The organism is Cellulomonas sp. P4_D11 (genome assembly GCF_056401915.1).
This window is the reverse complement of record NZ_JBFUIK010000009.1, coordinates 109,340-133,739: the sequence shown is the minus strand read 5'-3', so window position 1 is coordinate 133,739 and position 24,400 is coordinate 109,340. Positions and strand designations below refer to the sequence as shown.

The window sequence follows — 24,400 nt, the reverse complement described above, 5'->3', positions numbered from 1 at the left end:
CCGCGGCCCTCGCCACGGCGGGCGTCGTGACCGCGGCCGCCCCACCGGCCGCGGCCTCCGCACCGAGCCTGCGCGGCGGCGTCGTCCTGCCGGCCGCCACGACGGTGTTCGACGACGACCTACAGGTGGGCACGACGGCCAACCCGTCGACGCTGCTGGTGAAGTCGTCGCCCGCCGGGGGCGTCAGTGGCGGGCCCGGCATCTACGACTCGACCGGCCGGATCGTGCTGGAGACGTACCAGCCGCACTTCGGGTCCTACGGCGAGTCCGTCCGGGTGCAGCTCAAGGACGCCCGGGCCAAGGGCATGCTCACGTACCAGGGGAGCTGGCCGACCCCGCACTACCCGGGCGGCGACTACACGTGGTTGGCGACGCACCCGACCAAGCCGGTGACCATCGCGTGGATCGGGGCGCACTTCCTCAACAACGACGACCCGAGCTCGCTGGAGAAGAACCTCTGGCACGGCCACATCAACTTCGAGGTGCCGGACGCCAAGGGCGCGCTGCGCACCCGGTTCGAGATCAAGCTGGTGGACCCGGTGACGGGCAAGATCGGCACCGACCGCTCGGCCGTCCGCACCAACATGGCCGACTTCGAGCTCCAGGTGGGTGCGGCCGACGAGCAGCTGCGCATCGTCGGCACCGACAACCACCCGAAGGACCTCGTCTTCGGGACGGAGGTCGGCGCGAGGCAACCCCGGTGGACCGTCCGGGCCACGAAGACCGACGCGAACCTGGAGTTCCGCCGCTACAAGGCGGGCAACGCGTACCAGGACTCCCCGCTCGCCCTCGACCGGCAGACGGGCCTGGTGTCCGTCGGCGGCGCGGGCGGCACCTCCGCCGGCCTCAAGGTGACGCAGGACGGCGGGGTCGGGATCACCGTGACGCCGCTGGCCGCGGGCGGGCAGGGCATCCTCGTCGCCGGCACCGACCCGACCGCCCGGGTGGTCCAGGGCGAGGTGACGGGCGACGCCCAGCGCCGGTTCGTCACCCTCGTCGACGGCACGCTCCAGTGGGGCACGGGCGCGGCGACGCGCGACACGATGCTCTACCGCCGGGCGCCGAACCAGCTGGGCACCGACGGCGGGGTCTTCCTGCGCAGCAGCGCCACCCCGGACACCGCGAGCACGGGCGGTGTGCTCTTCGTCGCCGACGGCGCGCTCATGTACCGCGGATCCGCCGGAACGGTCACCACGCTGGCACCGGCGTAGGAGAGGATCGGCACATGAACAGCGACGAGAGGGCTTCCCTCGAGGAACGACTGCAGCGCCTCGGGATCGCCCAGGACGTGCAGCGGCTCATGGCCGCCGGCATCGGCAAGCTGCCCGTCAAGGACACCACCAAGGACTCGCTGACCTCCAAGAGCGCCACGGCGGTCGTGGTCGTGGGCGAGACGGGCGTCGCGCTCACCAAGGGCGCCGTCGAGGCCGGCAAGGGTGCGGCGACCGCCGCGAAGGACGGGGCCGACGCCTTCCAGCGCAGCCGGCAGGAGCACGCGTCCGCGCACCCCGCCCCACCCGTGGACGACGTGACGACGCGGCTCGAGCGCCTCGGCGCGCTGCACGCGAGCGGTCAGCTGGACGACGAGGAGTACCGCGTGGCCAAGGCGAAGGTCATCGCGGGCGACTAATGGCTCGCGACGGAGTCAGCGCTTCGGCCAGGTCCACGACGGACCCTCGAGCGCGCCGCGGCCCTCGACCGTGGTCGAGGCGCCGGTCTTCGTCAGCTCGACGGTGCTGGCGCCGGCCGCACGCAGGGCTCGGACCAGGTCACCGGAGTGGGTCACGACGAGCACCTGCGAGCGCTCGGACGCCGACGCGATCAGCGCGCCGACGGCCGGCATGAGGCTGGGGTGCAGGCTCGACTCGGGCTCGTTGAGCACCAGGAGGTCCGGCGCGCGCGTGGCCAGGCAGGCGGCCAGCAGCAGCAGATAGGTCAGGGTCCCGTCCGAGAGCTCGGCCGCCGAGAGCGGACGGAGCAGGCCGGGCTGGCTCATGGCGACGCGGCAGGTCCCGGCCTCGTCCTCCTCGACGACCACGCGCGCGCCGGGGAACGCGGCGTCGACGGAGGCCTGCAGGGCGTCGTCGTCGCCGACGAGCCCGATGGTCAGCAGCGCGGCGGCCAGGTCGTCGCCCGCCGGGGACAGCACGGGCGTGAACGTCGCGACGCCGGGCCGGCGGGCGGGCGCATCGGCGTCGGTGCGCAGGTGGTCGTAGAAGCGCCAGCGCCGCGCCTGCTCCCGCAGCGCGAACAGGTCGGGGGTCGCGGCGGGGTCGGCCAGCACGGCCATGACGGACTCGTGCTCGCTCACCGCGAGCGGTGCGTCCTGCCAGCTCCCGTCGTCGTCGCGGCTCCGCACGCGCATGCCGATGCGTTCGGTGAGGACCGTGGACGGACGCAGCACCGGGCCGGCCCAGACGACCTCGGACTTGATCTCCGGGTCGAGCCGGAACGGCCCGAGCTGCGGCAGGCCCAGGTCGATCGCGTACGACAGGTCCTCGGTGGCCACCCCGAGCCGGACCGCGACGGGGCCCTTCGGGCGCGGGCCCGCGTGGATGGCCGAGCGCATGCCGCCCTCCCGGGCCAGGGAGCTGATCGCGCCGTCGCGCACGATGTCGGCGAGCAGGCGCAGCACGCGGTAGACGCTCGTCTTGCCGCTCCCGTTCGCACCGGTCACCACGGTGAGCCGGTCGAGCCCGAGCACGAGCGAGCCCAGGCTCCGGTAACGCTCGACGGCCAGCGTCCGGATCATGCGGCGACCCTAGCGAGAGCGCGTGTCGGACGGTGGTCGTAGGGTCCGCGGCATGGAGGTGCACGAGCTGACCCGCGCGGACGCGCGCCGGGTCGCGGTCCGCGCCCAGCTGCTCACGGCCGACCGCCCGACCGATGTCCACGACACCGTCCGCGCGCTGACCATGCTCCAGCTCGAGCCCACCAGTGCGATCGCGCCGAGCGCCGACCTCGTGCTGTGGAGCCGCCTCGGTTCGGCGTACGACCCGCGCGAGCTCGCCGACTCCCTCGACGACCTGTCCCTGCTCGACTTCCGCGGGACCGTACGGGTGCCCGAGGACCTCGCGCTGTTCCGCGCCGAGATGGAGGCGTGGCCCGGCACCGGTCCCGACGTCAAGGGCTGGCAGGTGGCCAACAGCCGCTGGCTGCGCGACAACGAGGGCTGCCGGCGGGACATCCTCGAGCTCTTGCGCTCCGACGGGCCGCTGACGGCGCGCGAGCTGCCCGACACCTGCGTGCGGCCGTGGCGGTCGAGCGGCTGGAACAACAACCGCAACGTCGTGATGATGCTCGAGGTGATGGTGCACAGCGGGGACGTCGCCGTGGCCGGACGGCGCGGCCGCGACCGGCTGTGGGACCTGGCCGAGCGGATCTACCCCGACGACCCTCCGGTCCCCGTGGAGCAGGCGCGCCGGATCCGCGACGAGCGACGGCTGCGCGCCCTCGGCATCGCGCGGCCGACGGGCACCGAGCAGCCGGTCGAGCCGGTGGACGTCGGTGAGGCGGGCGAGCCGGCGGTCGTCGAGGGGGTGCGGGGCCGGTGGCGGGTGGACCCCACGCTGCTCGGCGGCCCGTTCGAGGGCCGGGCCGCCCTGCTGTCACCCTTCGACCGGCTGCTGAGCGACCGCAAGCGGATGGCCGAGATCTTCGAGTTCGACTACGCGCTCGAGATGTTCAAGCCGGTGGCCAAGCGGCGCTGGGGCTACTACGCCTTGCCCGTGCTGATCGGCGACCGGCTCGTCGGCAAGGTCGACGCCGCCGCCGACGTCAGTGCGGGCGTCCTCCGGGTGCACGCGATCCACCGGGACGGGTCGTGGAGCAGGGCCGACGCCGCGGCGGTCGACCGGGAGATCGAGGACCTCGCCCGCTGGCTGGAGCTGGACCTCGATCGTCCCGACTGAACCCGCGTCAGAGGCCGACCATCCGCATGCCCGCCTCGTTGTAGCGGTTCCCGTGCACGCCGATCCGGTCGGCAGCGGCCGTCAGCTCGGCGAGGTCGTCGTCGGTCAGCGACAGGTCCGCGGCGCCCAGGTTCTCGTCGAGCCGGGTCAGCCGCCGGGTACCGGGGATCGGCACGATCCACGGCTTCTGCGCGAGCAGCCACGCGAGCGCGACCTGCGCGGGCGTGGCGGCCCTGCGCTCGGCGACCGCGGTGACCAGGTCGACCAGGGCCTGGTTCGCCTGGCGGTTCTCCTCGGTGAAGCGCGGGATCGTGGTGCGGACGTCCTTCTCCGTGAAAGTCGTCGTCGTGTCCACCGTGCCCGTGAGGAAGCCCTTGCCCAGCGGGCTGAACGGCACGAACCCGATGCCGAGCTCCTCGAGCGTCGGCAGCACCTCCGCCTCCGGGTCACGCGTCCACAGCGAGTACTCGCTCTGCAGCGCGGTCACCGGGTGCACGGCGTGGGCGCGGCGGATGGTCGCGGCGCCCGCCTCCGACAGGCCGAAGTGGCGGACCTTCCCCGCGTCGACCAGCTCCTTGACCGCGCCGGCGACGTCCTCGATGGGCACGTCCGGGTCCACGCGGTGCTGGTAGTAGAGGTCGATGACGTCGATGCCGAGCCGCCGGAGCGACGCGTCCGCCGCCGACCTGATGTGCTCCGGCCGGCTGTTCACACCGTGGTGCGACCCGTCGGCGTGGAGGTCGAACCCGAACTTCGTCGCGATGACGACGCGGTCGCGGAGCGGCCTGAGCGCGTCGCCCACGAGCTCCTCGTTGACGAACGGCCCGTAGACCTCCGCGGTGTCGAAGAACGTGACGCCGCGGTCCACGGCCCCGCGCAGCACGCCGATCATGTCGTCGCGGTCGCCGGGGTTCGGTCCGTAGCTCTGGCTCATGCCCATGCAGCCGAGGCCGATCGCCGAGACCTCGAGGCCCTGTCCGAGTGTGCGTGTGTCCATGGCTCGACGCTACGTCCGACGTCGCGCACGAGGGAGGCCCTGGCAGTACCGGGCACGCGTGCCAGACTCGCGTCGTGAGCGCATTCTCGGGGCGCGACGTGCAGTCGCGGATCTACCGGGCCGGGGTGTTCGGCCGCCGCCCCGTCGTCCCCGTCGAACCGGCGAGGCTGGCCGCGGCGGCCCGGCGCAGGCTGAGCCCGGCGGCGTGGGCCTACCTCGCGGGGGGCGCCGGCCAGCAGCAGACCGCGCGGGCCAACCTCGACGCGTTCGCCCGGCACCGACTGGTCCCGCGGATGCTCGTCGACGTCGAGACGCGCGACACCTCGGTCGAGCTGTTCGGCCGCCGGCTGCCCGCTCCCCTGCTCCTCGCCCCGATCGGCGTGCTCGAGATGGCCCACCGCGACGCCGACCTCGGCGCCGCCCGGGCCGCGCGGGCGTTGGGCCTCCCGATGGTGATCTCGTCGCAGGGCTCGGTCCCGATGGAGGCGACTGCCGCGGAGCTCGGTGACTCGCCCCGGTGGTTCCAGCTCTACTGGAGCAAGGACGACGACGTCGTCGACTCGTTCGTCGAGCGCGCGGGCGCGATCGGCAGCGACGCCCTCGTCGTCACCCTCGACACCCACGTGCTCGGTTGGCGCACCCGCGACCTCGACCTCGGTTACCTCCCGTTCGCCCGGGCCGAGGGCATCGCGCAGTACACGAGCGATCCGGCGTTCCGGCGGCTCGTGGAGGAGCGAGCACCCGCCGCGACGGCGTCGAAGGACCGCCCGACGCCGGCCGCGGTCCGCGCGCTGCTGTCGATGGCCCGGCACTACCCCGGTGACCTGCGCGCGAACCTCCGCTCCCCGTTGCCGCGCGCCGCGGTCGAGACGTTCCTCGACGTGTTCTCCCGGTCCTCGCTCACGTGGGACGACCTGGCTCGGCTGCGGGAACGCACGTCGCTGCCGATCGTCCTCAAGGGGATCCAGCACGCCGACGACGCGCGGCTCGCGCTGGACCACGGGGTCGACGGCATCGCGGTGTCGAACCACGGCGGGCGCCAGGTCGACGGCGCGATCGGCTCGCTCGACGCGCTGCCGGGCGTGGCCGAGGTGGTCGGCGGGCGCGTCCCCGTCCTCTTCGACAGCGGCATCCGCGGCGGCGCCGACGTCGTGAAGGCGCTCGCCCTCGGCGCGGCCGCAGTCCTGGTCGGCAGGCCGTGGGTCTACGGCCTCGCGCTCGCCGGCGCCGACGGAGCCCGCACGGTGCTGGAGCACCTCTGGGCCGAGCTCGACCTCACGATGGCGCTGTGCGGGGTGCGCTCGATCGACGAGATCGGGCCCGACCTGCTCGCCTGACGCCGTTACCGTCGACCGGTGACCCGTCTCGCCCCCACGCCCGCGACCCCCGACGACGTCGACGCGATCCACGCGCTGCGCCGGTCGCTCGAGGACTGGATGGCCACGAACGGCACGGTGCAGTGGCCGCACGGATCGCTGCCGCGCGACCGCATCGCGGCCCAGGTCGACGCCGGCGAGTGGTACCTGGTCCGCGACGGCGGCGGGCTCGTCGGCACCGTGCGGCTGCTGTGGTCCGATCCCGACTTCTGGGGTGCCGACGACACCCCCGCCGTCTACGTCCACGGGCTCATGGTCGACCGCCGCCACACCGGCGCCGGCATCGGGACCGCCCTGCTCGACTGGGCGGCCGCCCGCGGTCGCGAGGCCGGGGTCGACCTGTTCCGGCTCGACTGCCGGACCACCAACCCCGTGCTGCACACCTACTACCAGGGGTACGGGTTCACCGTCGTCGGGCAGCGCGACTTCGACACGTTCTCCTGCACCCTGCTCGAGCTCGACCTGCGGGACTGACGCACGTGTGAGCGAGCACGACCTAGGGGAGGCGTCCCGTCTCGAGCCGCTCGAGGGAGAGCTGCGCCGCCCTCTTCCTCGGGCTGTCACCCCGCGCCAGCGCGCCGAGACGCGCGCGACCTTCCGGCGCTCCGAGTCGGGCGAGCGCCTGGGCGACGCTGAACTCCGACCAGTCATCGGCAGGCTCCAGGGAGAGCAGCGACTCGACGAACCGCGGGTCGCCCGATCGACCGAGCACCCAGATCGCGAGGGAGACCTGACCGGGGAGCAGCGTCGACGGGACCTCGGCGAGCCTGCTCGCAGCGATGTGCGCTCCCCGGGCGTCGCCGAGCAGGAACAGCTGGTGGAAGTCTCCCCAGTCGGCCAGCACGTCACGCGCCTGGTCGGTGCCGGCGAGTGCCAGCGCCTGCTCGACACCGGCGGGGAGCAGCCTGACCAGGGCGTCGATCGCCTCGGGAGTCCCGATCCGACCGAGGCCGAGCGCGGGCTGGATCCCGAACCGCGGACCGACCACCTCGGCGAGGAACGGGACGGCGTCCGGCGCCGTCGTGCGCGACAGGCGCATCGTCGCGACGTAGTCACCCGAGGACGCCCGCTCGATGACGGAGCGCAGCTCGTCGACGGTCGGGACCGGCTCCCGCAGGGCGACCTGGTACTCCAGGAACGACCGGAAGGAGACGTACGCCTCCGACATCTCCTTGTGGATGTTCCAGACCTGCCACTCCTCGAGGCCCTCGAACGGCACGAGGCAGGTCTGGCCAGGCGCCTTGTCGGTGTCGACCACGAGGCCGTCCGCGAAGGGCCCCCACGGCCACGGCGAGGAGTTGTCCTCCGCCGCCGGCCCGCACGGACCCGTCTCGGCGTAGAGGGCCGCGGTCGCCGGATGCGCGTCGCGCAACCAGCGCAGGTCGGCGACCGGCAGGAGACCGATGCCGACGACGGAGGACTCCGGCGATCTCTCCTCCCACCCGTCCTCGGCGTACACGCGGCTCGCGCCGTCGAGGTCCCCGTAGGCACCGTCGCTCACCAGGAGGAACTCGCGGTACGACGGCGGCAGCCGTCGGCCGAGCCCGGCCTCCACCTCGCGGACCTGCTCCTCGGTCGCCGGCTCCCGGAGCAGGGAGCCCGACTCACGTGCGGCCCTGGTCACCGTCTCGCCGGGAGGGACGTCGGCGAGGACCAGCTCGCTCCACCTCTGCGCCAGCTCGCGCATTCCCATCGGAGTCGTCACCGCACGAGTATCGGCGGGGCCAGTTGCCTCAGGCGGCTGTTTCGTGCGGGCGGTCGAGTGAATCTCGCGCCGCGCGCGGCCGATCCTCCGGGCGCTCTGGGACCATCACCGCCATGTCCGACAACAGCCAGCAGCCCGCCGGGTGGTACCCGGACGGGTCGACCGTCGGGGTGCACCGCTGGTTCGACGGCATGGGCTGGACGGAGCACACGCGGCCCGACCCGGCGTTCCAGGTGACCGCGCCCGTCGCCGCCACCGGCTACGTCAGCACCTTCGGCACCACCGTGCCCTCGCGGCTCGGACAGACGATCAGCCACGAGGACAGCCTGGCGCGGGACGCGGCGTTCCTGCGCCATCGCGTCGGGGAGGCGACCCGCGTCCGGCGCGGCGCGATCGGCTTCTTCTGCTCGGGACTCGTGGTCCTCGTGGTGACCGGCGCCATCGGCCTCGCCCTCGGTGGGCCCGGCGAGGTGTGGGTGGTCGGCGTGGTCGGCGGGGTGTTCTTCGTCGGCCGTGCGGTCCGCGACTACCAGCGCGCGATCTTCCGCGGGGCGCCGCGGCTCAGCGTGGTGAGCCTCGCGCTCGCCGGGGTCGCCCTCGTCGCCGCGCTCGGCCTCTTCGTCTCGGGGCCCATCTCGGTCGCCCAGCAGACGTCGCAGGCGATCGACCGCCTCGACGGGTAGATGTCGGTGGGCTTTCCTAGCCTGGAGGCATGACGCAGCAGCAGCGGACCTATCCCCCCGGCGTGACGTCCTGGGTCGACATCGAGCAGCGGGACGTCGAGCGCGCGAAGGAGTTCTACGGCGCAGTCCTCGGGTGGACGTTCCACGACGCCACCCCGCCCGGGCTGCCCACGCGGTACGTGATCGCGCAGGTCGACGGCCAGGACGCCGCGGGCATCGGCGGCCCGACGAACCCGACGGGCGAGGCGCCGGCGGATCCGTCGTGGCACACGTACGTCGCGGTCGAGGACATCGACGCGGCGCTGGCGCGGGTCGCCGCGGCCGGCGCCACCGTGACCACCGGGCCCACCGTGGCGGGCGAGGGCGGCACGTGGGCGGAGCTCGTCGACCCGCAGGGCGCCTCGCTGCGCCTGTGGCAGGCGAAGCGCCGCCTCGGCGCGCAGATCGTCAACGCGCCGGGTGCGTGGAACTTCAGCGACCTGCACACCAGCGACCCGGCCGCCGCCGACGAGCTCTACGCCCGGGCGTTCGGGTGGGACATCGCCGACCTCGGGTTCGCCACGATGATCCGCGTGCCGGGCTACGGCGACCACCTGGCCGCCACGGTCGACCCCGACATCCACGAGCGGCAGTCGGGCGTCTCGGTGCCACCGGGGTTCGCCGACGCCATCGGCTGGATCGCGCCGGTCCGCGACGACGAGACACCCCACTGGCACGTCTCGTTCGCCGTTTCCGACCGCGACGAGACGGCGGCGCTGGCCACGGCGAACGGCGGAGCGGTCCTGGCGACCGACGAGAACGCCTGGGCCCGCACGGCGACCATCCGCGACCCGCAGGGCGCGGTCTTCACGGCCAGCCAGTTTGCGCCGACCGGCGGAGGTCAGTAGCCGCGCGAGCTGTCGGCCGTCACGGCCGCCCCGCGGAGGGTCCCGACGTACTCGTCCGCCGTCATCGGCTTGGAGAACATCGGGTAGTCGTAGGTGATCGCGTTGGTGTGCTCCGGCTCCGAGGTCGCGCCGACGGCGTCGGTCAGCGTGATCACCTCGAAGCCCTTCTCGTACGCCGAGCGCATGGTCGACTCCACGCAGCAGTTGGTGAGGAAGCCGGCCAGCACCACGGTCGTGATGCCCTTGGACCGCAGGATGAAGTCGAGGTTGGTCGAGCCGAACGCGTCCAGGCCGCGCTTGCCCTCGACGACGATGTCGCCCTCGACGGGTGCCACGTCCGCGACGATCTCCGCGCCCCACGAGCCCTTGACGAACGCGTTCGAGTCGACGACGCCCTTGAGGATCCCGTAGGGGTGCGCGGTGATCTCGCCGTAGCCCGCCTGGAACGCGATCGGGCTGTGGATCACGGTCGCGCCGGCCGCGCGGGTGGCCTCGAGCGCGGTCCGGGCGTGCTCGAGCATCCCGGTGCTCTCCATCACCCCTTCGACCGCGCCGTGCAGGGCGCCGCCCTCGCTGGTGAAGTCGTTCTGGAACTCGATCAGCACGAGTGCGGTGGTCTCCGGGTTCATGTCTGCTCCTTGTGCGGGCACCGTCATCAGGTCACGCCGGACTTCTCGCCAGGATAGGGACGAGGGACGAGGGCTGGATACAGAGGCGAGGGAACCGAACGGGCTCGGCGGAGCCGTTCCCGCCGCTAGGGTCGGGCGTGCCGACCGTGAGACCGGCGGCAGCAGGGGGTATCCCATGTCCGAGCCGGGTCCGGCGGCCACCGGGCAGCTGACCGTGCGCGGCGCCGTCGTGCTCGGCATCGGGGCGATGGTCGGCGCCGGGATCTTCGCGCTGCTGGGGCAGGCCGGCGCGGTGGCCGGCTCCGCGGTGTGGATCTCGTTCCTCCTGGCCGGCGCGATGTCCGCCACCCTCGGGTACACGCTGGTCAAGTTCGCGATGCGCTGGCCGTCGTCCGGCGGCCTCATCGTGTACCTGCAGCACGGGTTCCGCAGCCGCCGGCTGGTCGGGGTCGCCGCGTGGCTCGGGTACCTCACCGCGATCGTGGTGGTGGGCGCGATGGTCGCCTCGTCGTTCGGCGACTACGCCGCGGTCCTCATCGCCGACGCCCCGCCGGGCGGCTGGTTGTCCAAGCTGTGCGCCGCCGTCCTGGTGGTGCTCGGGGCCTGGGTCACCGTCGCCGGGCCGCGGCTCATCGACCGCGTGCAGACGGTGATCGTCGGCCTCCTGCTCGTCGTGTTCGCGGTGTTCGTCGTCGGCACGCTGCCGCACGTCGACCCCGCGCTCCTCGCACCGAGCACGTACCCGGGCGTGGACGACATCGTGGCCAGCATCGCCCTGACGTTCTTCGCGTTCCTCGGCTTCGCCGTGATCTCGTTCTCGGGCGGCGACCTGGCCGCGCCGCGCCGCGAGCTCCCGGTCGCGATGTACGCCGCGCTCGCGATCACCACGGTGCTCTACGTGGCGGTCGCGCTCTCCGTGTTCGGCACGCTCCCGGTCGACGAGGTCGTGGCGGCCGGCCCGACGGCGCTCGCCGTGGCGGCGGAACCGGCGCTCGGGCACGCCGGGTTCGTCATGATGGCGGTCGCGGCGCTGCTCGCGACGTCCTCCAGCGTCACCGCCATGCTCTACGGCTCGGTCGGGCTGAGCGCGGCCCTCTCGGGCTCGGGGACGTTCCCGCCCGCGTTCGGGTCGGGCAGCCGGCTGGGACGGCACGGCGGGCTGCTGATCACGGCGGCGCTCATGGTGGTCCTGGTGACGGTGCTGAGCGTCGGGGCCCTGGCCTCGGTGGGCAGCGCCGTCTCGCTCGCGGTGTTCGTCCTGGTCGCCGTCGCGGCGTTCCGGCTGCGGGCCGAGCTCGGTGCCTCGCCGCTGCTGACGGCGATCGCGGTCGCGGTCTCCGGGGTCGTGCTGGTGTGGTTCGTCGTCGACCTCTACACGTCGGAGCGGCGCTCGTTCTGGGTGATGATCGCGCTGGTCGCGATCGCGCTCGTGGTCGACGAGACGTGGACGCGCCGTCGCGACGCCGGTCGGGTCGACCCGGTCCGTTGACCGGCTCCGCGCGCGAGCGGAGCATGAGCACGTGGTCCGGGTCCTGGAAGCCGACTACCTGGTCGTCGGCGCGGGCGCGGCGGGGATGGCGTTCACGGACGCCCTGATCGACCACGCGGACGACGTCAGCGTGGTGATGGTCGACCGCAGGCACGGCGCCGGTGGCCACTGGCTCGACGCGTACCCGTTCGTCCGCCTGCACCAGGCGTCGGCCTTCTACGGCGTGTCGTCGACGCGGCTCGGCGACGGACGGCTGCAGCAGGACGGACCGGAGGCCGGCCTGCACGAGCGCGCCACGGCCCCGGAGATCACCGCCTACTACGCGCAGGTGCTGCACGAGCGCATGCTCCGGCCCGGCCGGGTGTCCTTCTACCCGGGGTGCGACTACGTCGGGGACGGACGGTTCGTGTCGCGGGTGTCCGGCGAGCGGTTCGAGGTCCGCTCCCGACGTCCCGTCGTCGACGCCCGCTACCTCGCCCCGCGGATCCCGGCGGACACGCCCCCGCCGTTCGAGGTCGCGGACGGCGCGCACGTGATCGCGGTCAACGACCTCGTCAGGCTCGAGGAGGCGCCGTCGCAGTACGTCATCGTCGGCTCCGGCAAGACCGCGACCGACGCGTGCGTCTGGCTGCTCGGCAACGGCGTCGACCCGGGGGCGCTCTGCTGGGTCCGGCCGCGCGACCCGTGGATGCTCGACCGTGCGGTGGTGCAGCCGGACCCGGCCGTGTTCATCGGCATGGCGGCGGATGTGGTGGGGGCGGCGGCGGTGTCGACGTCGGCGGACGACCTGTTCCTGCGCCTGGAGGACGCCGGCGTCATGCTGCGCATCGACCGGTCCGTGACGCCGACCATGGCGAAGACGCCGACGCTCGCCCGCTGGGAGCTCGACAAGCTGCGCACGATCGAGCACGTCGTCCGGCTCGGGCACGTCCGGTCCGCGGGACCGACGCGGATGGTGCTCGACCAGGGCGAGGTCGCCGTCGCGAAGGACGCTGTGGTCGTGCACTGCGCGGCCTCCGGGCTGCGGTACCCGCCGCTGGTGCCGATCTGGGGCACGGACGCCATCACGCTGCAGCCGATCCGCACGGGCTTCCCCTGCTTCGGCGCCGCCCTGGCGGGATACGTCGAGGCCACCGTCGACCGCGACGACGTGAAGAACCGCTTGTGCCCACCCTCCCCGTACTCCGACACCCCTACCGACTGGGCGCGCATGCAGGTGCTGGGCGGCCGGGCGGCCGTCTCGTTCGCGTCGGAGCCGGCCATCAAGGCGTGGGCCGACGGCGTCCCGCTCAACCCCGCCCGCACACCACCCGAGCTGGCGGCCTCCGCCGGGCTCGCCGCCGCGGTGGCACGGTTCCGCGCCGACGTCGGCCCGGGGATGGCTCGCATGGCCGAGCTCTCCGGGCTGGCCGCGCTCTGACCGGCCGGTTCGCCTGACCGGGTGAACGTCCGGGGAACGCGGCCCGGCGGGGGTCGCCCAAACGGTACATTTCCCCCGCGCCGGACCGTCGGGAGGCGCTCGACCAGCAGGGGGCCCTCCATGACGCCGTCGTCGCGTCCCATCGTCCGCCGGTTCGCCGGCTTCCTCACCGCGCTCGCGACACTGCTGGGCCTCGGAGCCCTCGCCCCGGCGAGCGCGCTGGCCGACGGCTTCTCGACGTACTCGATCTCCGGGACCGTCACGGACGACACCGGCGCGCCGGCGCCGGACGTCACCGTCCAGGTCTCCGGCCCGAGCTGGAGCTCGCCGGTCGCGACGGACCCGGCCGGCCACTACGTGGTCTCGGGCCTGATCCCGGGCGCGTACACGGTGACGTTCGTGCCACCGACGGGCAGCCCGCTGCTCGGCGAGTCCTACGACGACGATGCCTCCTGGAACCCGACCCGGATCACGGTGAGCACGGCCGACGTCACCGGCATCGACGCCGTCCTCGACCACGCCGCCACCGTCACGGGACGGGTCGTCGACGTCGACGGCAACCCGATCCCAGGGGTCAGCGTCCAGCTGCAGTCGGTGGCGTTCGTGTACGCCTCGGCCTCCACGGGCGCCGACGGCACCTTCACCGCGGCCGGGCTGCGTCCCGGCGACTGGCGCGTGTCCTTCACCGCGCCGAACGGCTCCGCGTGGGTCTCCGAGCTCTACGACGACGCCCAGACCCCGGAGACGCAGACGGTCGTCCCGGTCGCGCCGGGTGCCACGGTCACGCTGAACGACGCGGTGCTCGCGCGCGGCGGCACGATCACCGGGCGGATCCTTGCGCCCGACGGGACGCCGCGAGCGGGGATCGAGGTCTACGCCTCCACCGTCTCCGGCGGGAGCGGAGCGACCACCGGCACCTACGGGACCTACGCGATCTCGGGGCTGGCCGACGACGACTACACCGTCTACGCCCAGTCGGACTGGGGCGCCAACCTGGTCGGGGTCGTGTACCCGGGGACGACGCGCTGGGAGGACGCCGAGCGGGTGCAGGTCGCCGACGCCGCCACCGTGACCCTGCACGACATGACGCTCGTGGCCGGTGCCACGCTCTCCGGCGTCGTGTACGGCCCGGACGGCGCACCGCTGGCGCGCGCGTTCGTGAAGGCCGTGTCGGACCAGGACCAGAACGGCGCGACCACCGCGGACGACGGCTCGTACTCGATCACCCTGCTGAGCCCGGGCGCCTACCGCCTGGTCGCCTCGACCTACGCGTCCACGTCGATCGTGCCCACCTACTACGCCGCGACGCCGGGCATCACGCGGCCGAGCCAGGCCACGCCGGTGGTGCTGGCGGCCGGCGCGACCGCCGCGGGCCTCGACATCCACGCCGGTGCGCGGGGGTCCGCGCCCGCCACGATCGTCGCGACGGCGGCGCACCCGCCCGTCGTCGGCGAGCCGTTCACCATCGACGTCACCGTGACCGGCGGCGCCGGCACCCCGACCGGGTCCGTGTGGGTCGGCAACACCCTGGTCCGCGACGTCGTCTACGCCGACGCCGACCTCGACGCCTCGGGCCACGCGACCCTGACGTTCGACGCGATCGACCAGGGCACGTACCCGTGGGTCGACGTGTACTACGTCGGCGACGCCACGTACACCGGCACCGCGGCCATGGTGGACTACGTCCTGGGCGCGGAGCCACCGACCGTCAGCTCGCTCGCACCCGCCTCGGGCACCGTCCTCGGCGCCGAGCAGGTCGCGATCACGGGCACCGGCTTCGGGGCCGACACGTCCGTCACGTTCGGTGGAGTCGCCGCCTCGGTCGCGGTCGACGGGCCGACCTCGCTGGTCGCGACCGCCCCGGCGCACGCCGCGGGACCGGTCGACGTGGTGGTCACCACCCAGGGCCAGGCGAGCGCGCCGGCCACGTACACCTACGAGAAGGTCCCGACGAGCCTGGCGCTGACCGGCCCCGCCGCGTCGACGGTCGCCGGAGCAGCCGCGGCGTTCACCGCCACGGTCACGCCGGCGGCCACAGGCTCCGTCTCCTTCGTCGTCGACGGCGGCGCCCCGGTCTCCGTCCCCCTCGTCGGCGGCACCGCCCAGCTGAGCACGACCACCCTGGCCGCCGGTTCCCACACCGTCGTCGCGACCTTCGCCGGCGACGCCACCTACGGCTCCTCGTCGGCCGGCGTGACCCACACGGTGACCGCGCCACCGGTCGCCTCGCTGCCGGTCGTCCAGCACGCGACCCCGGCGGTCGGGCCCTCGACGGGCGGGACGCTGACCGTCCTCACGGGCAAGAACTTCGTCAAGGGCAGGACGACGGTGTCGTTCGGCAGCGTCACGACGACGAAGGTCACGGTGCTGAGCGGCACCAAGCTGGCGGTCGTCGTGCCGCGGCACGGCGCGAGCGTCGTCCGCGTGACGGTGACGACGCCGGCCGGTCGGTCGACCACCTGGGCGCGGTTCACGTTCGTCGCGCCGACTGCCTGGCACCCCGCCGCGGCACCGTTCGGGGCGGCCCCGTCGCCCTTCGACGCTGCGACGCCGCGGTGGTGAGTCAGGTCGCGTCGACCTCGGTCATGTCGCCCGTCGCGGGGTCGGCGCCCGTCGGGGCGTAGCGCAGCTGGACCGCGCCCGCGCTCCCGGTCTCGGCCGGCCCGAGCAGCGTGAGCGCGGACGGCCGGACGCCGTCGGGGAAGACCTTCTTCCCCTGGCCGAGGACGATCGGGTAGACCCACAGCGTCAGCACGTCGAACAGGCGCTCGGCCAGCAGCGTCTGGACGAGGTCGACGCTTCCGATGACGTGGGTGCTCTCGTGGCGGTCCCGCACGGCCCGGATCTCCGCGACGAGGTCCGGGCCGAGCAGCGTGCTGCCGGACCACGTGAGGTCGGGGTTCCCGCGGCTGGCCACGTACTTGGGCACGGCGTTGAGCTGGCGGCCGATGTCGTCGGCGTGGTGCGGCCAGTACGCGGCGAAGATGTCGTACGTCCGGCGCCCGAGCAGCAGCGCGTCCATCGCCGCGATGCCCGCGCTCACCTCGCGGCCCACCAGGTCGTCGTCCAACGGCGCCTGCCAGCCGCCGAAGGGGAAGCCGTCGGACGTGTCCTCCTCCGGGGCACCGGGCGCCTGCGCGACGCCGTCGAGGCTGACGAACAGGTCGATGTACAGGCGGCCCATGGCTGCTCCCCGGCTGGTCCTCGGTTGGGCGACCGTTCGAGACTAGCTCCGGCCCACGCGAGTGTCCGCGTGAGGACGAGGATCAATCGCCGCCGCCCGGACGGCCCGGCACGCGGCACTGCCCGGGGTGGGTGGGATCGCACCGCACGTCCTGCGGAGTCCCGAAGCTCAGCGGCGAGGCGACGACGACGGCGCCGGCGACCAGGGCCACGACGGTGGCGATCGCGCAGATCCGTCCCATGACCGCACCCGTGCCTGCCCCGAGCCGACGGCGTGCCAGGACGAGCAGCCCGAACCCGAGGACGCCGCCGGCGGTGTTGACCAGGACGTCGGTGAGGTCCGAGCTCCCGACCGCCAGGACGTACTGGGTGACCTCGAAGGTCAGGCTTGCCGCGGCGACGGTCGCCGCGGCCTTCCACCACCGCACGGACGGCGCGAGCAGGCCGAGGTAGAGGCCGAACGGGACGAAGAGCAGGAGGTTCACGACGACGTCGAACGGCGTGCTGGCACCGGCGCGAGCCGTGGCGACGAACGGGACGAGCTTGATGATGCGCTCGCCCGCCTCGCCGACCCAGGGGACCTCGAGCTTCCAGAGGACCGCCCACGCGAGCAGGCCGAGGTAGACGGCGAACAGCGCGACGAGGTGCGACCTCCCCGCGGCGACCTCGTCGACCTCGCCCGCCCGCGCGGTCACGGTCGCGGTCGAGCGGGTCACGGCTGCATCCGCGGGTCGTGCGTCGGGTCGGCGTACATGGTCGGGCAGCCGGCGCCGACGGCGTCGGGACGCAGCTCGTAGTGCCAGGGTTCGTTGCCGTAGATCTGGCACAGCCCGTACGCCGAGCCATGCGTGGACAGCCACGCCGTGGTGTTCCAGTCCCCGAGGTCGATCGCCTGACCCTGCACGTGGGGCGAGGTGTCGGCCGTGGCCACCCATCGGGCTGCCTCCTCGGCCGAGCCGTACTCGGCGACGGCGTCGCGCAGCAGCTGGTCCTGGTACTCGGGAGACCGCCATCCGCTGTTGACGAAGAACGTGATCCCGTCCGGGGCGGCGTCGGTCGCGGCGCGGCGCAGGGCGTCCAGCAGTCCCGCGTCGAGGTTGGCCACGGCCGGCACGTCGTCGTCGAAGACCGTCACGCCGTCGGCGACGGTGCCGTCCGCCCCCGGAGCCGCGGGGGCGTCGGCGGACACGGGAGCGAGGCCGGGACCGACGTGGACCGAGTGCGAGGGAGGGGCCGACGCCGACGGTCGCTGGCTGCCGAGGAGGGCGGCGACGACGACCGCCAGGACGAGGAGCGGCGCGACGAGCACCGCCGGTCGGAGCCGACGGCGTGCCGTCTGCACGGGCGAGGTGTGGGGCATGGCCCCCAGCGAACCGGGGCCGGTGTTGCTGGGCCGTATGCGGAACGCGATATCCCGACGATAGGTGGCGGCTCGTAGCATCCAGAGAGTGCGCGTGCTGATCGTCGACGACGAGCCCTACCTCGCCGAGGCGATCCGCGACGGCCTGCGCCTGGAAGCGATCGCCGCGGACGTCGCCGGCGACGGTGACACCGCGCTCGCGCTGCTCAGCATCAACTCCTACGACATCGCCGTCCTCGACCGCGACATCCCCGGACCGTCGGGCGACGAGGTCGCCGCGCGCATCGTGGCCTCCGGCAGCGGCATGCCGATCCTCATGCTCACGGCTGCCGACCGGCTCGACGACCTGGCGTCGGGCTTCGAGCTCGGCGCCGACGACTACCTCACCAAGCCCTTCGCGATGCGCGAGCTGGTCCTGCGGCTCCGCGCGCTGGACCGCCGACGCGCCCACCACCGGCCGCCGGTGCACGAGATCGCGGGCCTGCGGCTGGACCCGTTCCGTCGCGAGGTCTACCGCGACGGCCGGTACGTCCCGCTGACCCGCAAGCAGTTCGCCGTGCTGGAGGTGCTCGTCGCCGCCGAGGGCGGTGTGGTCAGCGCGGAGGAGCTCCTCGAGCGCGCCTGGGACGAGAACGCCGACCCCTTCACGAACGCGGTGCGCATCACGGTCTCGGCGCTGCGCAAGCGCCTCGGCGAGCCCTGGGTCATCGCCACCGTGCCGGGGGTCGGCTACCGCATCGACGCCGAGGGTCCCGGTGACGACCGTGGATAGGGCACCCGGGCCGAGCGTCCGCCTCAAGCTGACCCTCAGCTACGCCGCGTTCCTCATGGTGGCCGGAGTCCTGCTCCTCGCGGTGGTGTGGGTCTTCCTGCTGCGCTACGTGCCGGACAAGGACGTCATCTTCGGCCCCGACGGCTACATCCCCAACCGCACCGACCTCCTGCGCGCCTTCGCTCCGCGCGCGGCGATGGCGCTGCTCTTCCTGCTGGTCCTCGGCCTGGTGGGCGGGTGGCTCCTCGCCGGCCGCATGCTCGCGCCGCTCGCCCGCATCACGCACGCCACCCGGGTGGCGGCGAACGGGTCGTTGTCCCACCGCATCCGGCTGCCCGGCCGGGCCGACGAGTTCCGCGAGCTCGCCGACGCCTTCGACGCCATGCTCGCCCGGCTCGACGCGCAGGTCGCCGAGCAGCGGCGGTTCGCCGCCAACGCCTCCCACGAGCTGCGCACCCCGCTGGCGACCACCCAGGCGCTGCTCGACGTCGCCCGCCAGGACCCCGAGCACGACCAGGGCGAGCTGGTCGAGCGCCTCTACAGCGTCAACGCCCGAGCGATCGACCTGACCGAGGCGCTGCTCGTGCTCAGCCGCGCCGACCAACGGTCCTTCGCCCGCGAACGCGTCGACCTCTCGCTCCTGGCCGAGGAGGCCGCCGAGACGCTCCTGCCCTTCGCGGAGCGCCGCGGCGTGAGCCTCGAGACCTCGGGGGACGTCGCCCCGACGGTCGGCTCGCGGGCGCTCCTGCTGCAGCTGACCACGAACCTCGTGCACAACGCGATCGTCCACAACCTGCCCCAGGGCGGCCTCGTGCGCGTGGTCACCGCGGCCCACCCGGCGTCCGTCGAGCTCACGGTCGAGAACACCGGCGAGAAGCTGGCTCCGCGGGTGGTCACGACGCTCACCGAGCCGTTCCAGCGAGGCACCGAGAGAGTGCACGGCGAGCACGCGGGCGTCGGCCTCGGCCTGGCGATCGTCGAGAGCATCACCCGGGCGCACGCCGGGCAGCTCGTCCTCACGCCGCGGGCCGGCGGAGGGCTCCGCGTCGTGGTGCACCTGCCCGCCGCGCCTGGCTAAGGCCGGTCCAGGTAGGCCTGCCCGCGCGGCAAGAGCCAGTAGCCGTCGACGGACGACGCACCGGCTGCGCGCATCGGGCCGGCTCATCCGTGCCAGAGTCGGTCCCGATGGACGCCGAGCCGAGGGCACCGATCTCCCCGACGCGTCTGCGCGCGGGCGTCTTCCTCATCCTGCTCTGGTGGATCCCGGTGTGGCTCGCCGCGCCGGTGATCGCCGAGGCCGCCGGCCTCGAGGTCGAGAACGTCGTGGTCGGCCTCGTCGTCGTGCAGACGGTCGTCGGCGCGCTGGGCGCCCTCGTCGCGGGCAAGCAGATCACCCGCATCCTGCGGGGCGTCCCGAGGAAGCAGATGCTGCCGACCGTCTGGCGGGTGTTCCGCCACGGCGCGCTCGACGGATGACGGGCTACCCGGTGGGCTGTCGGGCCGCCCTGGCTCGAGGGCGACCTCCGCGGTCTTCTATCCGGGAGTCCGGGCGCTGGCGAGGCTCTGGACCTGCCACGCGTGGACATCGCTCACCCACTCCCAGCCGGGGCGGGCGGAGGGTCCGACCCGCGGGTCGCTGAGCGCCGCGGCGTCGTCGCGCAGCGCCTGCACGTACGCCCGATCCCGGTCGATCCGCACCTCCAGCTGTCCGCGTCCGCCCACCGACCCGTGGCCGGGGACGACGACCTCGACGCTGTCCGCAGCGTGCTCGAGCAGCTCGAGAGCGGCGAGGTAGTCGCCGATCGGGTCGGCAGAGCCGTGGAGGTCGAGCATCGGAACCAGGACGTCGGACAGCATGTCGCCGGCGACGAGCACCCGGTCCTCGATCAGCAGCGCCGCGTGGCCCGGGGCGTGCGCCTGGTGCTCGATGATCCGGGCGTGCGGGCCGTCCCACGGGAGCAGCGCCGTCCCGGCGGGCACGCCGGTGACGAGGCCGAGCAGGTCCAGGGGTACCCGGTCGGCGATGTCCGCCGGGATCATGCCGCGCACGCGTTCCTTCGCACCCGCGTCCGACAGCCGCTCCCGGACCGTGGCGGCGCACCGCGCCGTCCCGTACCGCGGCGCGTCGCCGAGGCGGGGGTGCCAGAGCAGGTGGTCCCAGTGCGGGTGCGTCGAGAAGCCGGCCACGACCGCCTGACCCGCAGCGGCGAGATCGTCCGCCAGGCACTCCAGCTCGTCCTCCTGCACCCCGGCGTCGACGAGCAGCACGCCGGCCCGGCCCTGGACGACGACCGCGTTGCTCTGGCAGAACGCGCTCTCGTGGACGAGCACGCCCTCCGCGACCTGCGTCAGCATGGTGAGCCTCTCGATGGTGAGGGTGCGATCAGGCCGGGACGGAGAGCCCCTGCAGCCAAGCCTGCCAGGCCGGCTCCTCGCGCCGGACGTAGTCCGCCGCGTCGGGGGAGAACAGGTACGCCCGCACACCGGTCGTCACCGTGCCGTCGCCCGAGCCCCAGGCGAAGACGTTGAGCATGCCGGGCACCGGCGCGGTGAGCCGGACCAGCGTCTGCCGCTCGCCGACGCGCTCGACGGTGCCGGTGGCGCCGCGCAGGTCGACCGTCGCGCCCTCGTCGCCCAGGCCGAGCGCGTCGCGCAGGGTCGACCAGAGCTCCTCCGCGTCGCCGGGGTGGGTGGCGGAGACCTCCAGGTGCGTGGCCTCCTGGCCGGGGAAGTGCGCCAGGTACAGACGCAGATTGTCGAAGAACGGCATCCAGCCGGGGCCCAGGGTCTCCCACCACTCGGACTCCCAGTCGGCGCCGGTCCCGAAGCCGCTGCTGGTCACGCGCACGACGCAGGTGCCGCCGGACTGCGCCTCGACGAGGAACTCGGACGTCAACGGGCTGAGCGAGGCCGGGTCCTTGCCCATGAGGTGGGCCCAGTCCTCCTGGTACTCGAGGCGGCGCGGCGGGTCCCAGCCGGTGACCTGGCCGTCCGAGTCCATCTCCGGGCCCATCGTGAAGTGCAGGGAGCCGCCCTCGCGCTCCTCCATCTCCGTGGGCCCGAACCAGGCGCTCATACCCTTGGCGGTGGCGATGGCCTCCCAGACCTGCTCCGGGGTGCCGGGCACCTCGACGCTGAACTCGAGGCGGTACGGGGCGTTCAGGGTGGTGCTCATGAGTCCTCCTCAGGGAGAGGGTGGGCGGCGACGACGAGCCGGTGCGGGCGCCCGTCGTCGTGGTGGTAGCGAGCGGCCAGGTCGAGCACCGCTGCGGTGAGGTCGTCCGCGAAGGCCGCCCGGTCGGCGGCCGACCGGAAGCCGATGGTGGTGTCGATGGTCAGCGTCGGCAGCCGGTTCCCGGACGCGCCGGCCCGTCGCGCCAGCGCACCGACCTCCCGCACCACTCGGCCCGCGAGCGCGACGAGGTAGCCGGCCGACAGGTGGTCGGCGTTGGCGTCCGGGTCGGCCGCGGCGGCACTGAGGGCCGCCGGCGACACGACGTACGACGCCGCCGACGCCTGCAGCACCCGCTCCGTGATGCCCCCATGCCGGCGCTCCTCGGCCAGCTCCACCAGGCCGTGCGCCTCGAGCGACTTCAGGTAGTAGTTGACCTTCTGGCGCGCGATGCCGACCTTCGCGGCGAGCCCCGCGGCGGAGGCCGGGACGGCCAGCTCGCCGAGCAGCCGGGCCCGGATCGGCTCCAGCGCGGCGGCGGCTGCCTCCGCGCTCTCGATGACCTCGACGTCCTGCATGACGCCACCGTGGCATTGACGAAAAATCTTGTCAAGGGTTAGCCGGGACACCCGCTTCGCGGTCAGGCCGAGTTGAGCTGGTCCTCGTACTCGCGCGCCGACTCCATGATCTCGTCCTCGGTGACGAAGTCGTCCCACTCCCTGAGGTAGGGCCGGTCCGACTCCGCGCCGTTGCTGCACAGGACGTCGTTGTGCCAGTCGTCGTCGTAGGTGGGCTCGTAGAAGCACTCCCACACCGGGTCGGGCTCCGGGGCGGGTGGCTGCTCGGGAAGCGGCTCGACTGCTTCCTGAACGGGGGGCTCGTTGCCCGACGGCTCGTACGAGCTGTCGCATCCCGCCGCCAGGAACGCGAGGCACGCAATCACCACGGCGCCCATTGTCGACTTTCCGGCCATGCGCTTTTCCTTGCCGTCGTAGGGCCGCTCGACATCCTCGCGAAATGCCAGCATCCGGGACGTAGACCGTCAACGCTCACCCAGGCGTTGATGTCTCGCACAGTTCACCCGGAGCAATGGCGTGCGTGATTTTTCAGCCGGCAATCTCCTCGTAGGCGTCGATCAAGGTGACGAACTCCGACCGCAGGCCGTAGGGGTCCTCGCCGAGGGCCGTCTGCGCACGTTCGCGAGCGCGGGACGGGTCGGCGCCGCCGGCGTTCTGCGAGCCGCCCGCCACGAGGGCGAACTCGACGACGGCGGACGCGAACCTGAAGTCGGTCGAGGGGCGGGTGGTGTACGCGCTGGCCCTGGCGGGGAAGACGACCTCGGTGCTCTCGGTGGCACCCGGGTGCTTGTAGCGCACGTGCACCGTCAGGAAGTCGCTGGAGAGCCCGGTCTCGACGTCCTGATAGTCCAGCTCGTCGCGCGACTCCCCCCGGGCCGGGACCAGCTCGTAGAACGCGGTGACCGCGTGGCCGGCGCCGACGTCGCCCGCGTCCTTGGCGTCGTCGTCGAACTCCTCGTCCTCGAGGCGGCGGTTGTCGTAGCCCAGCAGCCGGTACTCGGCCACGGTCGCGGGGTTGAACTCGACCTGGACCTTGAGGTCCTGGGCGACGACGAACATCGTCGAGTCGAACTCGTCCACCAGGACCTTCCGCGCCTCGTCGAGGGTGTCGATGTAGGCGTAGTTGCCGTTCCCGTGGTCGGCGATGGCTTCCATCGTGTTGTCCTTCAGGTTTCCCATCCCGAAGCCGAGCACCGAGATGTAGACCCCCGACTTTGCGTGCTCCTCGATGAGCTCGGTGAGCTCGTCGGGGCTGGACGGGCCGACGTTGAAGTCGCCGTCGGTCGCCAGGACGACTCGGTTGTTCCCACCCTCGACGAAGTTCCTGGCCGCCAGCTCGTACGCGGTCTGCAGACCCTGCGCACCGCCGGTCGACCCCCCGGCCCGCAGCTCGCGCAGGATCCGCACCAGCTCGCCGTGCTCGTCACCCCGCACGGAGTCGGCGAGCACCTGGTCGTTGCCGGCGTAGGTCACGATCGAGACGGTGTCGCCCTCGTCGAGCTGCTCCACCAGCAGCTCGAACGAGTCCGCGAGCAGCGGCAGCTTGTTCGGCTCGTCCATCGAGCCGGACACGTCGAGCAGGAAGACGATGTTGTTGCCGCGGCTGGTGGACTTCTCGGCCGTGGCCTGCACGCCGATCATCGCCAGCTGGTGCTCGGGCGCCCACGGCGCGTCCGCGACCTGCGTCGTCACCGTGAACGGGTCCGCAGCGTTCGGCGCCGGCGTCGGGTAGTCGTAGTCGAAGTAGTTGACCAGCTCCTCGATCCGGACCCCCTCCGGCGCGACGCCCTGGCGCAGCTGGCGGCGCAGGTTGCTGTACGACGCGGTGTCGACATCGGAGGCGAACGTCGACAACGGACTCGTCGCCACGTCCTGGAACGGCTGCTCCGGGGAGTCGTCGTACTCCTCCTGGTCGTCCATCGGCGCCTGGCGCCAGCTGTCGTCCGCGGCCGAGCCGTCGTAGGCGGTGTCCTGTCCGTAGGAGGCGTCGCTCGAGCCGTCCGCGCTGCAGGCGCCGAGCGCACCGGCGACGACGACGACGGCCACCGCGGCAACCACGCGGGTCGGCGTCTTTGCGCGGACGTCCACGCGACCATTCCGTCGTGCCGCAGACAGGGTGCCCATCGATGGAACGCGCATCAGTTGCCTCCGTTGTTCGAGGACTGAAGCGTTGCGTCCGGCGGGGGGCCGCGACCAGCACGGAACGGTCACGCGACCGTCCCGGTCGGGTAACGGGCG

The 24,400-nt window shown here is 73.2% G+C and carries 25 protein-coding genes; 13 read left to right on the top strand and 12 right to left on the bottom strand.

Annotation, left to right across the window (positions count from 1 at the left end):
- Both AC1DT4_RS08145 and AC1DT4_RS08140 read left to right on the top strand, forming a co-directional pair.
- Positions 1–1,211, top strand: a 1,211-nt coding sequence (locus AC1DT4_RS08145) for a hypothetical protein (protein WP_477089276.1), incomplete at its 5' end; no start/stop codon positions are given.
- A 14-nt stretch (positions 1,212–1,225) separates the two neighbouring features.
- Positions 1,226–1,630: an SHOCT domain-containing protein gene (locus AC1DT4_RS08140; protein WP_477089275.1), complete on the top strand. Its 405-nt coding sequence runs from the start codon at positions 1,226–1,228 to the stop codon at positions 1,628–1,630.
- Between the two features lie 15 nt (positions 1,631–1,645).
- On the opposite strand, the gene AC1DT4_RS08135 is transcribed toward AC1DT4_RS08140, so the two are convergent.
- Positions 1,646–2,752, bottom strand: a complete 1,107-nt coding sequence (locus tag AC1DT4_RS08135) for an AAA family ATPase (RefSeq protein WP_477089274.1) — start codon at positions 2,750–2,752, stop codon at positions 1,646–1,648.
- Positions 2,753–2,804: 52 nt separating this feature from the next.
- Here AC1DT4_RS08135 and AC1DT4_RS08130 point away from each other — a divergent pair, with 52 nt between their 5' ends.
- Positions 2,805–3,911, top strand: coding sequence for a DNA glycosylase AlkZ-like family protein (locus AC1DT4_RS08130; RefSeq protein WP_477089273.1), 1,107 nt, complete (start codon positions 2,805–2,807; stop codon positions 3,909–3,911).
- Between the two features lie 7 nt (positions 3,912–3,918).
- Here the strand turns inward: AC1DT4_RS08130 and AC1DT4_RS08125 are convergent, their stop codons facing one another.
- Positions 3,919–4,908 carry an aldo/keto reductase gene (locus AC1DT4_RS08125; protein ID WP_477089272.1) on the bottom strand — a complete coding sequence of 330 codons (990 nt, stop codon included), beginning with the start codon at positions 4,906–4,908 and terminating at the stop codon, positions 3,919–3,921.
- A 74-nt stretch (positions 4,909–4,982) separates the two neighbouring features.
- Between AC1DT4_RS08125 and AC1DT4_RS08120 the strand changes: the two genes are divergently transcribed.
- Both AC1DT4_RS08120 and AC1DT4_RS08115 read left to right on the top strand, forming a co-directional pair.
- Positions 4,983–6,245, top strand: a complete 1,263-nt coding sequence (locus tag AC1DT4_RS08120; protein WP_477089271.1) for an alpha-hydroxy-acid oxidizing protein — start codon at positions 4,983–4,985, stop codon at positions 6,243–6,245.
- Between the two features lie 18 nt (positions 6,246–6,263).
- Positions 6,264–6,758 (top strand): GNAT family N-acetyltransferase, encoded by a 495-nt coding sequence (locus AC1DT4_RS08115; protein WP_477089270.1) that lies wholly within the window; start codon positions 6,264–6,266, stop codon positions 6,756–6,758.
- 22 nt (positions 6,759–6,780) lie between these two features.
- Here AC1DT4_RS08115 and AC1DT4_RS08110 read toward each other — a convergent pair whose 3' ends face one another.
- Positions 6,781–7,989, bottom strand: coding sequence for an SMI1/KNR4 family protein (locus tag AC1DT4_RS08110; protein ID WP_477089269.1), 1,209 nt, complete (start codon positions 7,987–7,989; stop codon positions 6,781–6,783).
- Between the two features lie 113 nt (positions 7,990–8,102).
- On the opposite strand from AC1DT4_RS08110, the gene AC1DT4_RS08105 reads away from it, so the two are divergent.
- The gene (locus AC1DT4_RS08105; protein ID WP_477089268.1) at positions 8,103–8,672 is read left to right on the top strand and encodes a DUF2510 domain-containing protein; all 570 of its coding nucleotides are present in this window, start codon (positions 8,103–8,105) and stop codon (positions 8,670–8,672) included.
- 29 nt (positions 8,673–8,701) lie between these two features.
- On the top strand, positions 8,702–9,559 hold the full coding sequence (locus AC1DT4_RS08100) for a VOC family protein (protein WP_477089267.1): 858 nt from the start codon (positions 8,702–8,704) through the stop codon (positions 9,557–9,559).
- Here the strand turns inward: AC1DT4_RS08100 and AC1DT4_RS08095 are convergent.
- Positions 9,553–10,188, bottom strand: coding sequence for a cysteine hydrolase family protein (locus tag AC1DT4_RS08095; RefSeq protein ID WP_477089266.1), 636 nt, complete (start codon positions 10,186–10,188; stop codon positions 9,553–9,555). The genes AC1DT4_RS08100 and AC1DT4_RS08095 overlap by 7 nt on opposite strands.
- A 175-nt stretch (positions 10,189–10,363) precedes the next feature.
- Here AC1DT4_RS08095 and AC1DT4_RS08090 point away from each other — a divergent pair, with 175 nt between their 5' ends.
- From AC1DT4_RS08090 to AC1DT4_RS08080, 3 genes are all read left to right on the top strand, one after another.
- On the top strand, positions 10,364–11,677 hold the full coding sequence (locus AC1DT4_RS08090) for an APC family permease (protein ID WP_477089265.1): 1,314 nt from the start codon (positions 10,364–10,366) through the stop codon (positions 11,675–11,677).
- A gap of 31 nt (positions 11,678–11,708) precedes the next feature.
- Positions 11,709–13,097 (top strand): NAD(P)-binding protein, encoded by a 1,389-nt coding sequence (locus AC1DT4_RS08085; RefSeq protein ID WP_477089264.1) that lies wholly within the window; start codon positions 11,709–11,711, stop codon positions 13,095–13,097.
- A 120-nt stretch (positions 13,098–13,217) separates the two neighbouring features.
- A complete protein-coding gene (locus AC1DT4_RS08080; protein WP_477089263.1) occupies positions 13,218–15,659 on the top strand; it encodes a carboxypeptidase regulatory-like domain-containing protein in 2,442 nt (813 codons plus the stop codon).
- Position 15,660: 1 nt separating this feature from the next.
- On the opposite strand, the gene AC1DT4_RS08075 is transcribed toward AC1DT4_RS08080, so the two are convergent.
- From AC1DT4_RS08075 to AC1DT4_RS08065, 3 genes are all read right to left on the bottom strand, one after another.
- On the bottom strand, positions 15,661–16,281 hold the full coding sequence (locus AC1DT4_RS08075; protein ID WP_477089262.1) for a dihydrofolate reductase family protein: 621 nt from the start codon (positions 16,279–16,281) through the stop codon (positions 15,661–15,663).
- Between the two features lie 82 nt (positions 16,282–16,363).
- Positions 16,364–16,996, bottom strand: a complete 633-nt coding sequence (locus AC1DT4_RS08070; RefSeq protein ID WP_477089261.1) for a VanZ family protein — start codon at positions 16,994–16,996, stop codon at positions 16,364–16,366.
- Positions 16,993–17,640, bottom strand: coding sequence for a M15 family metallopeptidase (locus tag AC1DT4_RS08065; protein ID WP_477089260.1), 648 nt, complete (start codon positions 17,638–17,640; stop codon positions 16,993–16,995). Before AC1DT4_RS08065 ends, AC1DT4_RS08070 begins: the two co-directional genes overlap by 4 nt.
- Before the next feature lie 88 nt (positions 17,641–17,728).
- Between AC1DT4_RS08065 and AC1DT4_RS08060 the strand changes: the two genes are divergently transcribed.
- From AC1DT4_RS08060 to AC1DT4_RS08050, 3 genes are all read left to right on the top strand, one after another.
- Positions 17,729–18,412 (top strand): response regulator transcription factor, encoded by a 684-nt coding sequence (locus AC1DT4_RS08060; RefSeq protein WP_477089259.1) that lies wholly within the window; start codon positions 17,729–17,731, stop codon positions 18,410–18,412.
- Complete coding sequence (locus AC1DT4_RS08055) at positions 18,405–19,490, top strand: sensor histidine kinase (RefSeq protein WP_477089258.1); 1,086 nt, start codon at positions 18,405–18,407, stop codon at positions 19,488–19,490. Before AC1DT4_RS08060 ends, AC1DT4_RS08055 begins: the two co-directional genes overlap by 8 nt.
- Positions 19,491–19,597: 107 nt before the next feature.
- Positions 19,598–19,888: a hypothetical protein gene (locus AC1DT4_RS08050; RefSeq protein ID WP_477089257.1), complete on the top strand. Its 291-nt coding sequence runs from the start codon at positions 19,598–19,600 to the stop codon at positions 19,886–19,888.
- 57 nt (positions 19,889–19,945) lie between these two features.
- Here AC1DT4_RS08050 and AC1DT4_RS08045 read toward each other — a convergent pair whose 3' ends face one another.
- The 5 genes from AC1DT4_RS08045 to AC1DT4_RS08025 form a co-directional block, all read right to left on the bottom strand.
- Positions 19,946–20,767 (bottom strand): MBL fold metallo-hydrolase, encoded by an 822-nt coding sequence (locus tag AC1DT4_RS08045; RefSeq protein ID WP_477089256.1) that lies wholly within the window; start codon positions 20,765–20,767, stop codon positions 19,946–19,948.
- A gap of 28 nt (positions 20,768–20,795) precedes the next feature.
- Positions 20,796–21,587 (bottom strand): SRPBCC family protein, encoded by a 792-nt coding sequence (locus AC1DT4_RS08040; RefSeq protein WP_477089255.1) that lies wholly within the window; start codon positions 21,585–21,587, stop codon positions 20,796–20,798.
- The gene (locus tag AC1DT4_RS08035) at positions 21,584–22,162 is read right to left on the bottom strand and encodes a winged helix-turn-helix domain-containing protein (protein WP_477089254.1); all 579 of its coding nucleotides are present in this window, start codon (positions 22,160–22,162) and stop codon (positions 21,584–21,586) included. The genes AC1DT4_RS08040 and AC1DT4_RS08035 overlap by 4 nt, the downstream gene beginning before the upstream one ends.
- Before the next feature lie 62 nt (positions 22,163–22,224).
- The gene (locus AC1DT4_RS08030; protein WP_477089253.1) at positions 22,225–22,557 is read right to left on the bottom strand and encodes a hypothetical protein; all 333 of its coding nucleotides are present in this window, start codon (positions 22,555–22,557) and stop codon (positions 22,225–22,227) included.
- A gap of 133 nt (positions 22,558–22,690) precedes the next feature.
- Complete coding sequence (locus AC1DT4_RS08025; RefSeq protein WP_477089252.1) at positions 22,691–24,250, bottom strand: vWA domain-containing protein; 1,560 nt, start codon at positions 24,248–24,250, stop codon at positions 22,691–22,693.
- Between the last annotated feature and the right edge of the window lie 150 nt (positions 24,251–24,400).